Source organism: Micromonospora sp. NPDC005163 (assembly GCF_053599835.1).
Genome location: NZ_JBSFYP010000071.1, coordinates 1 through 15,055 on the forward strand (window position 1 = coordinate 1; position 15,055 = coordinate 15,055).

Here is a 15,055-nt window from a genome sequence, read left to right on the forward strand (position 1 = left end):
GGGGGCGGGGCGGGGCCCCCCCGCCTGGCAAAAAGGGCGGAACGCGCCCGCCCCCCGGGGGGGGGCCCCCCCCCGGGGGGGGGGCCCCCCGGCCGGCGGGTCAGTACACCGACAGGTGCACGTGGTTGGTGTGGTCGCTGGACGGGTCGCCGCCCGCCCCGCTGTACGACTTCCACCCGCTGCTGGGCAGCCAGATCTGCCTGTACCAGATCACGTACAGCACGGCGAGCCGGTCGGCGTTGCGGATGAAGTACGCGGCCAGGTTGTTGCCGTACGTCTTGTCACCGCCGGTGGCGTCGCCGCCGAAGCCGCCCTTCTGCGCGGCGAAGTCGCACGCCCGGCCCTTCGGGTGCTCGCCGGAGCCGCCGTTGCGGTGGCAGGAGACGTACCGGGTGAAGCCGGCCGCCTTGGCCTGGTTGAGCGCGTGCAGGGTGCGCGGGGTGATGCAGCCGGAGGCCGGGGTGGGGTCGTTGACGCTGCACGACTCCGACGGCCAGGAGCCGTCGGAGTTGCGCGGCGCGGCCGTGGCGTTGGCGGTGGAGGTGCCCCGGTTCGAGCCGCCGTCGGCGGTCGTACGGGCCTTCGTGGTGGCCACGGTCAGCGCCCGTTCGGCCTGCTCCTTGCGCTTGGCCATGACCGTGACCTGCTTGCGCTGCTCACGGATCTCGCCGTCCAGGGCGATGCGGGTGCGATTGACCTCGTCCCTGGTGGCGGTGAGGTCGCGCAGCGCCCGGTCCTCGTTGGCGGCGACCGCGTCCAGCGTGACGGCCCGGTCCATGAAGCCCTCGGGGGTGCTGCTGCTGAGCAGCGCCGACACCGTGCCGAGCCGGCCGGTGCGGTAGGCCAGTCCGGCGATCTCGTCGACCTTGCCGCTGCGCGCCGTGAGTTCGATCTCGGTGGTCTTCAGCTGGGTGGCGAGCTGCTGCTGCCGCCGCACGGAGGTGTCCAGGGCGCGTTTCGCGTCCAGGTATCCCTTGCTGGCCGCCTCCAGTTGGGCCCGCAGCGCCGGGGTGCCGCCCTCTTCGTCTCCGTCGGGTGCCGCGGCGGCCCGCTGGCCGGTCGGGGGAGCGGCCGAGGCGGCGCCGGCCGGGATCGCGACGCTGAGGGCGAACATCGCGACGATCAGGGCCGCCAGTCGGGCGGCGGGTGGTCGTGCTGGTACCACTACGCATGTCCTTCCGTCAGCCGCCGACCGGGTTAGCTGACGGGTTCGGGACGGAAGATCCCTACCGCGGACGCGGATGCACCCCAGGAACATGGTTCCCCGGTTCGCCCCGTTCGGGCGATTAGGCGGCGACCGCCACCGGCGCCGGGAGGGCGCCGCCGGGTGGAGGCCGGGACCGAGCCTACCGGTGCCGATGGGACCAGTGCAGCCGATGTGACGGACGGTGCGTGCGTCGTCACGGAAAATTCCGGCCAAGCCGAGTAAAACTCCTGAAACGCACTACCATTCGACCGAACCGCACGCCCCGGGGGCCGCGCCGGGTTCGATCTGCAACGTCGCGTGCTCGATCCGGAAGTCCTCGTGCAGGGCGGTGCGTGCCGCGGTGAGCACCACTCCGACATCCGCGCCGGGCGCCATGGTCAGGTGCGCGGAGGCCACCTCCATGCCCGAGGTGAGCGTCCAGACGTGCAGGTCGTGCACCTCGACCACGCCGGGCACCGCGGCCAGCCGGTCGTGCACGGCCGTGACCTGGAGGTGCTCCGGGGCGGCCTGCACCAGGATGCGGACCGCGGCCCGTCCCAGCCGCCAGGTGCGCGGCAGGATGAACACGCCGATGGCGACCGCGACCAATGGGTCGGCCCACCACCAGTCGGTGACCTGGATGAGCAGCGCCGCGCCGATCACGCCGAGCGAGCCGAGCAGGTCGCCGAGCACCTCCAGGTAGGCGCCCTGAAGGTTGATGCTCTCCCGGGCGCCCGCGCGGAGCAGGCCGAAGGCGGCCACGTTGGCGAGCAGGCCGAGCACGGCCACCGCGAGCATCGGACCGGCCAGCACCTCGTGCGGGTCGCCGAACCGGCGGATCGCCTCGATCACCACGTAGACCGCGACACCGGAGAGCAGGACCGCGTTGGCCAGCGCGGCGAGCACCTCGAGTCGGTAGAGCCCGAAGGTGCGTTGCGGGTCGCCGGTGGCCCGCCGGGTGGCGGTGATCGCGGCGAGCGCCATCCCGATGCCGAGCACGTCGGTGAACATGTGGCCGGCGTCGGAGAGCAGGGCCAGGGAGCCGGTGTGGAACGCGGCCACCGCCTCGACCACCATCAGGGCGGCGAGCAGCCCGAACGCTGTCCAGAGCCGCCCCCGGTGCTGGTGCGCGGCGTTGGTGACCGACCCGTGGTGGTGGTCATGACCTGCGCCCACGAGACCACCCTCCGCCGTCGATCGGGACCGGGTCAAATGTATGCTCACATCGCTATGTATGCAAGTGTACGGCAGGTCGCCGACCCGCGAGGGGCGCCGCCGCAGGTCAGCCCGTCGGGTCGATGGTGGTGAGGCGCTGGGTAGCGCGGGAGAGCGCGACGTAGAGGGTGCGTACCCCGGCGCCCGGATCCGCCCGGATCTCGCTCGGGGCGATCAGCACCACCCCGTCGTACTCCATGCCCTTGGCCTCCAGGCTGGTCACCACCTGCAGCCGCGGCGCACCGAGCGCGCCGAGCCAACCGGCGACCTCGTCGCGGCGGGGGACCGGGGTGATCACCCCGACCGTGCCCTCCACCTCGGCCAGCAGGCCGGTGGCCGCCTCCACGGTCGCGGTCTCCAGCTCGGTGGCGGGCACCACCAGCTCGACCGGATCGACCCCGGTGGAGCGGACGGCGGTCGGCAGCGGCAGGTCGGGATAGATCCGGCGGATCTCCGCCGCCGCCACCGCGAAGATCTCCGCCGAGTTGCGGTAGTTGGTGGTCAGCGTGAAGTCGTGCCGCTTGCGTCGGCCCAGCGCCTGGTCCCGGGCCCGGTTCAGCTCCTCCGGGTCACCGGTCCACGCGGTCTGCGCCGGGTCACCCACCACCGTCCAGGAGGCCAGTCGGCCGCGCCGACCGACCATGCGCCACTGCATCGGCGAGACGTCCTGCGCCTCGTCCACCACCACGTGCGCGTACTCCCGGTAGTCCGCCGGCCGCTCCCGGGCCGCCGCCCGCGCGGCCCGCTGCCGGTCGCCGAAGCTGCTCAGCTCGCGGACCCCGCCCGCGAGCTGGAACGGGTCACGTCGGGCGCGGGCCGGCTGCGCCGGCTTGCCGAGCAGCGCGTCCAGCTCGTCCAGCAGCGCCACGTCGGCGATGGTCAACCCGGCGGCGTCCAGATTCTGGTACGCCGCGCTGAGCAGCCGGATCTCGGCGGTGGAGAGGATCCCACCCGCGTACCGGCGCAGGCGATCCGGTCGGGCCAGCCAGCCGAGCACGTGCCGGGGGTGCAGCCGTGGCCACCACGCCTTGAGAAACTCCCGGAACTCCGACCGCTCGGCGATCTCGTCCTCGAAGGCCCGCTGCTCCGGCAGCCGGCCGATGCCCAACCGGCGAGCCTGTGCCCACAGCGCGGCGAAGACACCGTCGAAGCCGGCCCGACGGACCTCGTTGCGCCGGGCACCCCGGTTCAGCACGCGGTCCCGGATCCCGTCCAGTTCGGCCCGGTCCAGCCGCAGCAGCGTGCCGCGGTAGAGCAGCCGCAGCTCGCCCGGGCCGCCCGGCACCGCGTCCCGCACCGCGCGTTCCAGCACCCGGCGCATCCGCAGCGAACCCTTCACCGCCGCCACCTCGGGTGAGTCGGTGCGGGTGGCGGTCATCCCCGGGAATAGGGTGCCCAGCGAGTGCAGGGTCGCGGTGTCCTCGCCGAGCGAGGGCAGCACCGAGGCGATGTACTCCACGAAGACCGAGGACGGGCCGACCACCAGGATGCCGCCGCCCGCGTACCGGCTGCGGTCGGAGTACAGCAGATAGGCGGCCCGGTGCAGGGCGACCGCGGTCTTGCCGGTGCCCGGGCCGCCGGCGACGATCGTCACCCCGGAGCCGGGCGAGCGGATCGCCTCGTCCTGCTCCCGCTGGATGGTCGCCACGATGTCGCGCATGCCCCGGCCGGTGGCCCGGGACAGGGTCGCCAGCAGCGCGCCGTCGCCGACCACCGTCATCCCCTCGGGAGCGGCGGTCGGGTCCAGTAGGTCGTCCTCGATCCGGGTGACCCGCTCGCTGCGGGACTGGATGGTGCGCCGGCGCACCACGCCCTGCGGCTGGGCCGGGGTGGCCTGGTAGAAGGCGGCGGCGGCCGGTGCCCGCCAGTCGACGACCAGCGTCGTCGCGTCCTCGTCGCGGATGCCGAGCCGACCGACGTGCAGCACCTGCCGGTCCCGCAGGTCCAGACGGCCGAAGACCAGCCCCTCGTGCTCGGCGTCGAGGGTGTGCCGCCGCTGCGCGGCGTGGAAGACCATCGCGTCGCGCTCGACGAGCGCGCCGAAGGTGCCCACCCGGGCCATCCGGTAGCCGTCCCGCTCGGCGCGGACCGCCGACCGCCGCAGTTCGGCGAGTCGGGCGTACACCCGGTCGAGGTGCCGTTGCTCGACGGCGATCTCCTGCTCCAGGGCGGTCTGGTCGGTCAACGCACGCTCCTTCGATGTCGCCGGCAAGCGGCGCGAACCGCGCGGGCCAACCGCAGAAGGGTACGGCCCTGGGCCCGGCCTCCCGCGCCCGAGGTGCGGGAACGTGGTCAGACACCCGTCCCGGCGGGGGTCGTGCCGCTCGCGCGGGGCGCCGGCTCGGCGAGCACCCGGCTCAGGACGCCCGTCAGCGCGGCGTTCACCTCGTGCGGGCGTTCCATCATCAGCATGTGCCCGGCCCCCGGGCAGACGGTCAGGTCGGTGGCCGGCAGTACCGCGGCGATCGACTCGGCGCACGGCGGCGGGGTCAGCCGGTCCCGGTCGCCGACCAGCGCGGCCGCCGGCAGGTGGGCCAGCGCGGCGAGGGTGTCCAGCCGGTGCTGGGCGCCGATCGAGGCGCGGAACCCGCCGATCGAGCGCAGCGAGGCGCGGGCCACCGCCGAGGTCACCAGCCGGATGTCGGCCGGATCGCAGCGGTCGCCGAAGAGCATCCAGCGGATGCTCGGTTGCAGCGCGCGCAGCAGCGCCCGGGGTGCGCGCCACGAACCGCACCGGGCCAGCACCCCGGCGCCGGTCGTCTCGGCCAGCCGGATCAGCCGGGCGATCCGGGGCGAGAGCCCGTAGACGGTGTGCGTGTGCCCCTCGGCGGTGGTCGAGACGAAGACCAGGCCGGCGGTCCGGGCGGCGAAGTGCGCCGGGTGGCGGTGCGCGTACTCCATGATCGTCATGCCGCCCATCGAGTGCCCGACCAGGACCACCCGCCCGGTCGGCGCGACCGCGTCGAGCACCGCGAGCAGGTCGTCGCCGAGCTGGGCCAGGGTGGCAGTGGGCAGCGGCATGCAACTGGACCGGCCATGCCCCCGCGCGTCGTAGGTGACCACCCGCACCGCGTCGCCGGACGACCCGGTGAGGGCGTCGACCTGCCGGTGCCAGCTGCGCCCGTCCAGCGTCCAGCCGTGCAGCAGAACGGCGGTGACCGGGGCGTCCGTCGGCCCCGTCGCCTCGACGTGCAGGCGTACCCCGTCGGGCAGACCGACCTCGAACCGCTCCGGCATCGCCACCTCCCAGGGCCGCCCGGCACGAACCGCACCGGCATACCCGGCGGTAACACCGGCTACCCGCCATGACACCACGCCAATCACGCGCAGAGAACATTCCCGACCCCGCCCGTGGCCACCCCACAGCGGGCCAAGCTGAACGGCATGGGGTCGTCGGGGGCAACGCCCGGACCGCCGGTGGGTGGACCGTCGGCACCGGGGCGGCAGGCCGGTGGTACGCCGCGCGCCGCGCTGGCCGAGCTGCTCGCCGGTAACCGGCGGTTCGTCAGCGGCCAGCCGGTGCACGGACACGACGTCACCGCCGCCGCGGCCGCCTCGGGCGACCAGCAGCCGTACGCGGTGGTGCTCGGCTGTATCGACTCGCGGGTGCCGCTGGAGGCGATCTTCGATCAGACCTTCGGCGCGATCTGCGTGATCCGCACCGGTGGGCACGTGCTGGACCGCGCGGTGTGCGGCTCGATCGAGTACGTGGTCGGCCAGCTCGGCGTACCGCTGGTGATGGTGCTCGGCCACGAGCGGTGCGGCGCGGTGGGAGCCGCGGTGGACGCGCTGCGCGCCGGGGTGCGTCCCGCCGGGTCGCTGGCCCACCTGGTGGACGAGATCGCTCCGGCGGTGACCGAGGCGGGGCTGGACGACCCCGCGGTGCATCCGCTGGCGATCCGCCGGCACGTCCGGCGCACGGTGCGGACCCTGCGCCACGACGACCTGCTGGCCGGGCCGGTCGCCGCGGGCGGGGTGGCCGTGGTCGGCGGTCTCTACGACCTGGCCACCGGGGAGGTCGCCCTGTTGGACCCGGCCTGAGCCCCCGGCGGCCCGGCGGCCAGGTGGCGAACGCGGAACCGCCCGCCGGGAGATCCCGGCGGGCGGTTCGAGGTGTAGCGGTGGGGGAGGGCTCAGCCCTCGAAGACGCCGGCCTCGACCAGGCGCTTCTCGGTGGCGTCCCAGCCGTCGCCCGGGTGGGTCGTGTTCAGGTTGTTGATCTCCGCCCGGATCTTGGCGGCGTGGCCGGCCGCGGCCAGCACCCGGATCTCCTCGACGAAGGCCTCGGAGTCGGTGCGCAGGTGCGCGGTCTTGCCGTTGGTCAGGTTGCGCACGTAGGCGTGCTTGCCGCCGTTGAGCGGGATGAGGTACTTGAACTCGCCCAGCACGCTGAGGGCGCCACCCTGGCCAGCCTGGCCGGCCCGGACGGACGCGCGCGCGGTCTTAGAGGTGTTGCTCGCCACGGAGGTACTCCTTGCAAGACGTACGGGAGGACTGGAACGTCCGGGGGCTGTGTGCGGGCCACCACCTGGGTCGACCCACGAAGTTGTGCGCGGCACAAGCCGCCGATGGAACTGTACAGGACCACGACATCAGGCTGGTCGTCGCGGTGTCCTGAGAGGCAACGGGGACCACCCGTCCGGCTATTCCGGCCGGCGTTTTTTCCGATTCTCTGGCGCACCATCCGTCACACGAGTAATCATGTGTAGCAGCAACAACTCCGGTGGACGAGGTCGTAGGGGAAGACGCACCTCGCTCTCCGGGAGGTCACCGTGCCAACGCGTGGCGTCGTATACGTCCACTCGACCCCGCTCGCCGTGTGCTCGCACGTCGAGTGGGCGATCGCGCGCGTCCTAGCCGCGCCGGTCAACCTGCAGTGGACGGCTCAGCCCGTCGACCCCGGCGCCCGCCGGGCCGAGTGCGGGTGGACCGGTCGTCCGGGGACGGGCGCCGAGCTGGCTGCTGCCCTACGGCAGTGGCCCATGATCCGTTTCGAGGTGACCGAGGAACCGAGTCCCGGCGCCGACGGCGAACGTTTCATGTACGTGCCGGCGCGCGGCCTGTTCCGGGCCACCGTCGGTGCGGCCGGCGACATCCAGCTCGGCGAGGACCGGCTGCGGGCGTTGATGGCCGCGGCCCGGGCGCCGGAGGCGCTGGCGCACGCGCTGGACAAGGCGCTCGGCACCGCGTGGGACGATGACCTGGAGCCCTACCGGTACGCCGGCGACGGCGCCCCGGTGACGTTGCTCACCCGGGTCGGCTGACCCGGTCACCCGCCGGTCGGGCCACCTGCCCGCACGCTGGCGCGGCGGCGGCTGACCGGTGAGGTCAAGTTGCCCCGATAAGGGCGAACTGGTGGGATGGGTGGGTGCCGATTCGCCCGCGTCGCGCCAGCGTCGCCGTCGCCGCCCTGACCGCCCTGCTCGTCTCCGGCTGCTCGGGTACCGCGGACCACCCCGCGCCGACGCCCGGTCCGGCCGGCACCTCCGCCGGCCCGAGCGCCCCCACGACCATGCCGCCTGGCGACCCCGCCGCCCAGGCGGCGGCGCTGGTCGCCACCCTCTCCGACGAGGACCTGGTCGGCCAGGTGCTGATGCCGTACGCCTACGGCGACTCGGCCACGAAGGTCTCACCCGGCTCGGCCGCCGGCAACCAGGCGCTGGCCGGGGTCGACACCCCCGCCGAGATGATCGCCAAGTACCGGTTGGGCGGGCTGATCCTGGTCGGGTTCAGCGCCGACGACCCGACCAAGGGCAACCAGGAGACCACCAACGTCGACAACCCGAAGCAGGTGCACGAGCTGACCGGCGGCCTCCGCGCCGCCGCCGGTCGGCTCGCCGCCGGCTCCGCGCCCTTCCTGGTCGGCACCGACCAGGAGTACGGCGTGGTCACCCGGATCACCAACGACGTCACCGTGCTGCCCAGCGCCCTCGCCGCCGGTGCGGCCGGCGACCCGGCGCTGACCGAGGCCGCCTGGCGGGCCGCCGGCGCCGAGCTGGCCGCGATGGGGATCAACGTCGACTTCGCTCCGGTGGCCGACGTGCTGGCCACCCGCAGCACGGTGATCGGCTCCCGGTCCTACGGCTCGGACCCGAAGCGGGCCGCCGCGCAGGTCGGCGGCGCGGTCCGGGGCCTCCAGGCGGTCGGCGTCGCCGCCACCCTGAAGCACTTCCCGGGTCACGGCCACAGCGCCGACGACTCGCACCAGGACCTGCCGGTGCTCACCCAGTCCGCGGCGGCGCTGAAGAGCGGTGCCTGGCCACCGTTCACCGCCGGCATCGACGCCGGCGCGATGGCCGTGATGTCCGGTCACCTGGACGCGCGGACCATCGACCCGGGCACCCCGGCCACCTTCTCGCACAAGCTGCTCACCGACGTGCTGCGCGGCCAGCTCGGCTTCACCGGCGTGGTGATCACCGACGGCATGAACATGCCCCCGGCGAAGCGCTGGGCTCCCGGCGAGGCCGCGGTCCGGGCACTGAACGCCGGCAACGACCTGATCCTGATGACCCCGAACGTCGGCCAGGCGTACGACGGGCTGCTCGCCGCGCTGCGCGGCGGGTCGCTGACCCGGGCCCGACTGGTCGAGGCGGTCACCCGGGTGCTGACCATGAAGTTCCGGCTGGCGGCGCTCCCGACCGCCGAGATGTCCACGCTCAACGCCCCGGCGCACCGCGCGGCGGCGGACGCGCTGGCCGCCGGTGCGGTAACCGTGCTGCGCGGCGCCTGCGGCGGCGCGGTGCGCGGACCGATCACCGTCACCTCCTCCGGCGGGCGGGACGGCACCCGGTCGCTGCTCACCGAGGCGCTGACCGCGGCCGGCGTCAAGGTGGTGCCCAAGGGAGGCACGGTGGTGCACCTGGTCGGCTACGGCGACGGCGCCACCGACCTGCGCGCCGACGCGGCGGTCACGGTCGCCATGGACACCCCGTACGTGCTGGCCAAGGCGAAGTCGCCGACGCTGCTGGCCACGTACTCCTCCAGCCGGGCGTCGATGACCGCGTTGGCCGCCGTGCTGGCCGGCAAGGCCCGCCCAGGTGGCCGGTCCCCGGTGACCGTGCCCGGTCTGCCCGCGACCACCTGCGGCACCTGACCGCCGACCGCCAGCGCGGCGGCGGGCAGGTGCCGTCCGGTTCGTCCGGCACCTGCCCGTGTTACCCGATGACCTCAGCGGCGGATCGTGACCTGCTGAGCGACGGCCGAGCCACCTGACTCGAACGCGGCCAGCACGGCCTCCGCCTTATCCCCGTCGACCGGGACCAGCACGGTCACCGGCCGGCCGGGTCGCAACTCGACCGTGCGGCTGCCCAGTGCCCGGTCGCCGTTCCAGGTGTAGAGATACGCCGTGCCCGTACGGTCGGACTGGAGGGAGACCTCGACCCCGCCGTTCACCCGGTGCTGCCGGGTGAGGCGCAGCGCCCGCTCCGGCAGCCGCGGCACCGCCGCCGGCGCCACGCCGCCGACCGCCGACTGGGCGATCGTCTGCGGGCTGTGCACGCTGCGCGCCGAGGTGTCCGGGAAGACCGGCGTGCTCGGGTCCTGCTGGGCAGGGGTGTAGCCGGGCAGGGTGACCAGGCCGTAGCGGTACGGGTCGGCTCGTACGCCGGTGAACGTCGACCAGCCGAGTCGGGACTGGGAGGCGAGATCCTGCGTGTCCGAGTCGTAGACCAGCACGTTGAAGCCCATCCGGGCCGGGTCGACCGCGTCGGGCAGCACCGCGAACGGGATGCTCGTCTCGATCGTGTAGCCGGTGTAGGGCTCGCTGACCTTGCTGACCACGGTCATTCCCGGAGCGGTCTGCCCACCCGGGCCCTGCCGGTTGTCGGCGTCGCGCTGCCAGCACGGCGGGTTGCCGTTGGCCGGGTCGTCGGTGATGGGGAAGATGCCCGCCTTGAACACGGTCGAGGTGTCCGAGGAGTCGCCCTTCGGGTCGACGATGATCTCGACGCTGTCGGTCCGCCGCTGGCGCTTGCAATCCTGCGGCACCACCTTCCGGCCGAGCACGTCGTCGGTGACCGTGACGATCACCTTGAGCGCGTCCGCGGTCCAGGCGATCCGACCCTTGGCGGAGGCGTCCGTCGCGGTGGTCGCCTCGCCCTCCCAGATGCGCGAGAAGTCGAGCTCCTCGCCCGGGTACTCGCCCGCGCTGGCCACTCCATCGACGGCGTGGGCGGCGCCGGCCTGCGGCACCTCGGTGGTCGGCACGATCTCCAGGGCGCCGGTCTCGACCGTGCTGCCGGTGCTGCTGGCGGTGGTGATGGTGATGCCGTAGTCGCCGCCGTCGCCGCCCTCGTTGGCCGTCGGCAGCGAGGCGTCACTGTTGGTGACACTGAAGGTGACCGCGCCGGTGGCGCCGGCCGCCAGGTCGCGGTAGCTCTTCGTGGCGGCGTCGGCGGTGAAGCCTGCGGGCAGGCCGAGGGTGACCGTGCCGTTCTGTACGGTCTCGCCGACGTTGCGCAGGTCGACCCGGACGTCGCGGCTCTTGCCGGAGCCGATGGTGAGCACCGGCTTGATCAGGGTGTCGAGCTGGCCGTAGCCGCCCGCGCTCGCCCAGTCGCGGAAGAGACCGACCTCGGGCAGCGGCTCCAGGGTGCCGCGTACATCGGCGACGACCCGGACGGCCTCGTCGGTGCTGCCGGAGCCCTGGCCCTTGGTGCTCAGGGTGGCCGAGAGCAGCTTCTGCGTGCCCGTCTCGGCGCCCTTCGGCACGGTGACGGTGAAGGTCGCCGTCCGATCCCGGCCAGCCGGGACGCTCACGCCGAGCCCGCTACCGCCGGAGACGGACCAACCGGCCGGCACCTGCAGCGTCACCCCGGGGTGGTTCAGTGCCCGGTTGGCGGCGGCCTTGACGTGCGCCGTGACCTCGACGCTCTCGCCGGGTGCCACGTCGAAGCGGTCGGTGGTCAGGTACAGCTCGGTGCCCTTGGGCAGCCCGCCCTTGGTCGACGGAAGCATCGACCCGCGCAGGATCGCCTCCGGTGAGCTGTCCTCCGGGTCGTACGGCACCCGGCTGTCGACGAGGGTGTAGAAGTCGCAGCGGATCTTCGCCGGGTCGGTCGGGGCGGCCGCGGTGCCGGCCCAGCCCTGGGTCACGTACTCCCGGCGGGCCTCGACCTCGATCTCCGCCCAGGTCTTGCGGCTGCTGCTCGGGGTGCCCTCCCAGACGCCGAAGACCTGGTCGGTCGGGACCGTCGGGGTGAAGCTGGACGCGCACGCCGGGCCGGCCGAGGAGCTGCCGGTTCCACCGGTACGCAGGAACTTCGCGGCCCGGAACACGCTGAGCCCTTCCTTGCGGATCTGCTCCGGGAAGGCCTTCGGGTCGGCGGCTGCCTGGAACGCCTCGGCGGCGAACCTGGCGGCCTGCTGGTGGTTGCCGTGGTTACCCGGGGTCGGCGACGGGTTCATGGTCATGATGATCTCGGGGCGGGTCGTCCGGATCACCCGGACGATCTGAGCGAGCGTGTCGTCGTGGCCCCAGATCTGCTCGGACAACGGTGCCGAGGCGGTGTACCAGAAGTCGACCCGATCGAGGTTGTACAGGTTCTGCACGCCGGCCCGCCCGATCGCGGTCCGCTCCTCGCGCTCCCGGATGATGCCGAGTGGTGGCCCCTCCTCGAGGCCGACGGCGTTGCCGCCGCCCTCGCCACGGGTGATGGTGACGACGCCGGCCTTGGCGCCGTACTTCTCCTTCCACTGCCCCAGCGTGGCGAGGCTGCCCGCCTCGTCGTCGGGGTGGGCGCTGACGAAGAGCACGTCGAGGTCGACCGCGCCGCCGGCGGCGGGGTGGGCGGTGGCGGCGAGGGCGGCGCCTGGTGTCCCGGACAGGGCCAGCGCGAGCGCCGTCGGTAGCAGGAATGCCTTGAGTCGCATGTGGATCCTTCCGAACCGCGGGGTCCGGACAGCGACGACCGGCGGGGGACGCGGGATGCGCCGCCCCGACGGGTCGGGTCCGGTTCGTTGGTGGGATGGGCGGCGGTGAGGCCCCGATCGACGGGCGTCACCGGGGTGCACAGCGGTACGGGACTTCCGTACACACTGGAAGGCCTTCGCCGGGTGACGCTAGAGATCGTCGGCGAGGAGCGTCAATACCCACGAAGGGACTTTCTTCTTTTCTAGAAGAAACGAACTCGGGCGTAACCAGGGGGTCACTCTCTGGATCCGCATCAGTGCATAAAGGCATTTTTCCTGCTCCGAGGGGTCTTGGTTGGTCGCCGAGACCCAGTCGTTACTTGACTCCATAGTTCGTTCGCCGTAGGAAGGAAGTGTGACTGACGTGGTGACGCCACCAACGAGCCCGGTGAGCCGGGAGCGGTCGAAGGAGATCAAGCGGCTTTCCGTGATCTCCACCGCCCGCCAGGTACGCCTGCTCTCGCGTGCCGAGCTGACCGAGCTGACCGGGCTGAGCCCCGCCACGCTCACGCCGTTGGTCCGTGAGCTGATCGCGGAGGGCTACCTTCTGGAGCGAGGGCCGGGCGCGTCCCGCTCGGGGCGTCCCCGCGCGATGTTGGAGTTCAACCCTCGCGCCGAGCTGGTCGCGGCCGTTTCGCTGGAGCCGTCCCGGATCAGCTGCGAGATCGCCGACAGCGACGGAGCTGTGGTCGCCCACCGTGCCGTCCGACTCGCCGGTGACATCGTCGACACCATCTGCCGTTCCATCCCCGAACTGGCCGGGGAGGGCTTGCCGGCGTTGCGGGGTGTGGCCATCGCGGCGCCTGGCGTCTCCTCCGGAGGCGCTGTCCGTCTCGCCCCGTCGGTCGGTCTGGTGGAGGGTCGGCCGGTGGGGGAGATGGTCCAACGGCGGCTGGGCGTACCGGTCGTGGTCGACAACGACGTGAACCTGATGGCGGCGGGCGAACACGCCGCCGGGGCGGGCAGTGACGTCGCCGACCTGCTGCTGCTGCACGTCGCCGACGGCATTGGCGCGGGTCTGGTGCTCGACGGGCAGGTCCGTCGGGGCGCCGGTGGCGCCGCCGGCGAGGTGGGTTTCCTGCCGCTGGACGCCGCGGATCGTGGTCACGACGGGATCGGCCCCTTCGAGGCACGCTGGTCGGAGAATGCCATCGCCGAGCGGGTGGTCGCGTTGGCGCCGGGCCGCCGTCCCGAGGCGCCGGTACGCGCCCTGGTGGAGCTGGCGCGCACCGGAGGCGCCGCCGCCGCGTTCCTGGACGAACTGCTGACCGCCTGGTCCCGACTGATCGTCTCGTGCGTCTGCGTCATCGACCCGGGTCGGGTCCTGCTCAGCGGTGCCGCCGCACAGCTCGACGATGCCGCCGTCGAGCGGATCCAGACTCTCGTCAGCGCCGGCGCGCCCGCATCGACCGAGGTACGCCGGGCGGTGCTCGGCGATCAGGCGGTGCTGCACGGTGCGGTCAGCTACGCGCTGTCGGCCGCCGCGGCCGGCCTACCCAACCTGCTTCCCGCCCCGTAACCACCCCGGTTTTCCCTCGTCCCCCCTGGAGGTACTCATGAGACGTCGCCTTTTCCTCGCCGGAGCGCTCGCCGCGGCCCTGGTCGTCGGCACCGCCGCCTGCGGTGGTGGCGACGACGCGGCCGACGGCAGCGTCGAGTCGCTGACGATCTACACGGCCCGTGACAAGAAGGTCTCGACCTTCGTGGTCGACCAGTTCACCGCGAAATTCCCCGAGTACAAGGGGAAGGTCGAGGTCCTCAACCTCGGCGCCCAGGAGATCCTCGAGCGGGTCCGGGCCGAGAAGGCCAACCCGCAGGCGGACATCTGGTGGGGCGGCACCCAACAGGGGCTGGCCGCCGGCGCGTCCGAGGACCTGCTGACCGCCTGGCAGCCGACGTTCGCCAGCAAGATGGACGCCCGGTACAAGGACGCCGAGGGCCGCTGGTTCGGCGAGATCCTGCTGCCCGAGGTCATCATGTACAACAACAAGGCGCTCACCCCTGAGCAGGCCCCGAAGGACTGGGACGACCTGCTCGCGCCGCAGTGGAAAGACAAGATCGTCATTCGCGACGTGGCCGCGTCCGGCACCATGCGGTCGATCTACGCCTCGATGATCCAGCAGCAGTCCGCCGACGGCAGCAACCCCCAGCCGGGCTACGACTGGCTCAAGAAGCTCGACGCCAACACCGGCGCGTACGCCGCGAACCCAGCGGACCTGTACCTGAAGCTCTCCCGGCAGCAGGGCCTGCTCAGCGCCTGGAACCTGCAGGACATCCTGCTCCAGGCCAACCAGTCGAACATGCCGTTCGGCTTCGTGATGCCGGCCTCCGGCGCGCCCGTGCTGGTCGACGGTCTCGCCGCGGTCAAGGGTGGCAACACCACGGGCACCCAGAAGTTCATCGAGTTCCTCTTCGACGACAAGCTCCGCGCCGACCTGGCCAAGGACTACTACCAGATCCCCGCGGTGGACATCGCCGAGGAGCCGGAGTGGCTCGCCCAGCTCCAGCTCAAGCCGATGGACGTCGACTGGGACGTGGTCGGTAAGAACGAGACCGACTGGATCAACCACTGGAACGGCGAGATCAAGAACAAGGGCTGACCGGATCGGCGCCGGACCGGGAAATCCCGGTCCGGCGCCGCGCCGGGGACGTACCGGCGCTGGACGGCCGAGGTGACTCGCGTCCGACCGGCTCCCCGGCCCGCCCCACCCCTGCGACCGGCCACGCCCGGTTCCGGACTGAGGA

Annotated in this window: 11 protein-coding genes and 1 riboswitch; of the genes, 5 read left to right on the top strand and 6 right to left on the bottom strand. The window is 72.9% G+C overall.

Annotation, left to right across the window (positions count from 1 at the left end):
• Positions 1-100: 100 nt before the first annotated feature.
• From ACWD6N_RS31490 to ACWD6N_RS31505, 4 genes are all read right to left on the bottom strand, one after another.
• The gene (locus ACWD6N_RS31490) at positions 101-1,165 is read right to left on the bottom strand and encodes a coiled-coil domain-containing protein (RefSeq protein ID WP_387323751.1); all 1,065 of its coding nucleotides are present in this window, start codon (positions 1,163-1,165) and stop codon (positions 101-103) included.
• 5 nt (positions 1,166-1,170) lie between these two features.
• A riboswitch (cyclic di-AMP (ydaO/yuaA leader) is annotated at positions 1,171-1,303 on the bottom strand.
• 141 nt (positions 1,304-1,444) lie between these two features.
• Positions 1,445-2,362, bottom strand: coding sequence for a cation diffusion facilitator family transporter (locus ACWD6N_RS31495; protein WP_354965467.1), 918 nt, complete (start codon positions 2,360-2,362; stop codon positions 1,445-1,447).
• A gap of 106 nt (positions 2,363-2,468) precedes the next feature.
• Positions 2,469-4,586, bottom strand: a complete 2,118-nt coding sequence (locus tag ACWD6N_RS31500) for a HelD family protein (protein ID WP_354965466.1) — start codon at positions 4,584-4,586, stop codon at positions 2,469-2,471.
• 107 nt (positions 4,587-4,693) lie between these two features.
• The gene (locus tag ACWD6N_RS31505) at positions 4,694-5,638 is read right to left on the bottom strand and encodes an alpha/beta fold hydrolase (RefSeq protein WP_354965465.1); all 945 of its coding nucleotides are present in this window, start codon (positions 5,636-5,638) and stop codon (positions 4,694-4,696) included.
• 180 nt (positions 5,639-5,818) lie between these two features.
• On the opposite strand from ACWD6N_RS31505, the gene ACWD6N_RS31510 reads away from it, so the two are divergent.
• Positions 5,819-6,442, top strand: a complete 624-nt coding sequence (locus tag ACWD6N_RS31510; protein WP_387323755.1) for a carbonic anhydrase — start codon at positions 5,819-5,821, stop codon at positions 6,440-6,442.
• Between the two features lie 92 nt (positions 6,443-6,534).
• On the opposite strand, the gene ACWD6N_RS31515 is transcribed toward ACWD6N_RS31510, so the two are convergent.
• Positions 6,535-6,864: a hypothetical protein gene (locus tag ACWD6N_RS31515; protein WP_074313395.1), complete on the bottom strand. Its 330-nt coding sequence runs from the start codon at positions 6,862-6,864 to the stop codon at positions 6,535-6,537.
• A gap of 309 nt (positions 6,865-7,173) precedes the next feature.
• Here ACWD6N_RS31515 and ACWD6N_RS31520 point away from each other — a divergent pair, with 309 nt between their 5' ends.
• Positions 7,174-7,665, top strand: coding sequence for a DUF3145 domain-containing protein (locus ACWD6N_RS31520; protein WP_210917691.1), 492 nt, complete (start codon positions 7,174-7,176; stop codon positions 7,663-7,665).
• A 104-nt stretch (positions 7,666-7,769) separates the two neighbouring features.
• Entirely contained in the window at positions 7,770-9,494 is a 1,725-nt protein-coding gene (locus ACWD6N_RS31525) for a glycoside hydrolase family 3 protein (RefSeq protein WP_354965463.1), read from the top strand.
• A 74-nt stretch (positions 9,495-9,568) separates the two neighbouring features.
• Here the strand turns inward: ACWD6N_RS31525 and ACWD6N_RS31530 are convergent, their stop codons facing one another.
• The gene (locus ACWD6N_RS31530) at positions 9,569-12,271 is read right to left on the bottom strand and encodes a sugar-binding protein (protein WP_354965462.1); all 2,703 of its coding nucleotides are present in this window, start codon (positions 12,269-12,271) and stop codon (positions 9,569-9,571) included.
• A 394-nt stretch (positions 12,272-12,665) separates the two neighbouring features.
• Here ACWD6N_RS31530 and ACWD6N_RS31535 point away from each other — a divergent pair, with 394 nt between their 5' ends.
• Entirely contained in the window at positions 12,666-13,829 is a 1,164-nt protein-coding gene (locus ACWD6N_RS31535) for an ROK family protein (RefSeq protein WP_354965461.1), read from the top strand.
• Positions 13,830-13,866: 37 nt separating this feature from the next.
• Positions 13,867-14,910: an extracellular solute-binding protein gene (locus ACWD6N_RS31540; RefSeq protein ID WP_354965460.1), complete on the top strand. Its 1,044-nt coding sequence runs from the start codon at positions 13,867-13,869 to the stop codon at positions 14,908-14,910.
• Positions 14,911-15,055 lie beyond the last annotated feature (145 nt).

Coding starts and splice junctions, on each gene's coding strand:
- ACWD6N_RS31505 (WP_354965465.1), bottom strand. CDS start 5,638: ATGCCGGAGCGGTTCGAGGTCGGTCTGCCCGACGGGGTACGCCTGCAC.
- ACWD6N_RS31540 (WP_354965460.1), top strand. CDS start 13,867: ATGAGACGTCGCCTTTTCCTCGCCGGAGCGCTCGCCGCGGCCCTGGTC.
- ACWD6N_RS31530 (WP_354965462.1), bottom strand. CDS start 12,271: ATGCGACTCAAGGCATTCCTGCTACCGACGGCGCTCGCGCTGGCCCTG.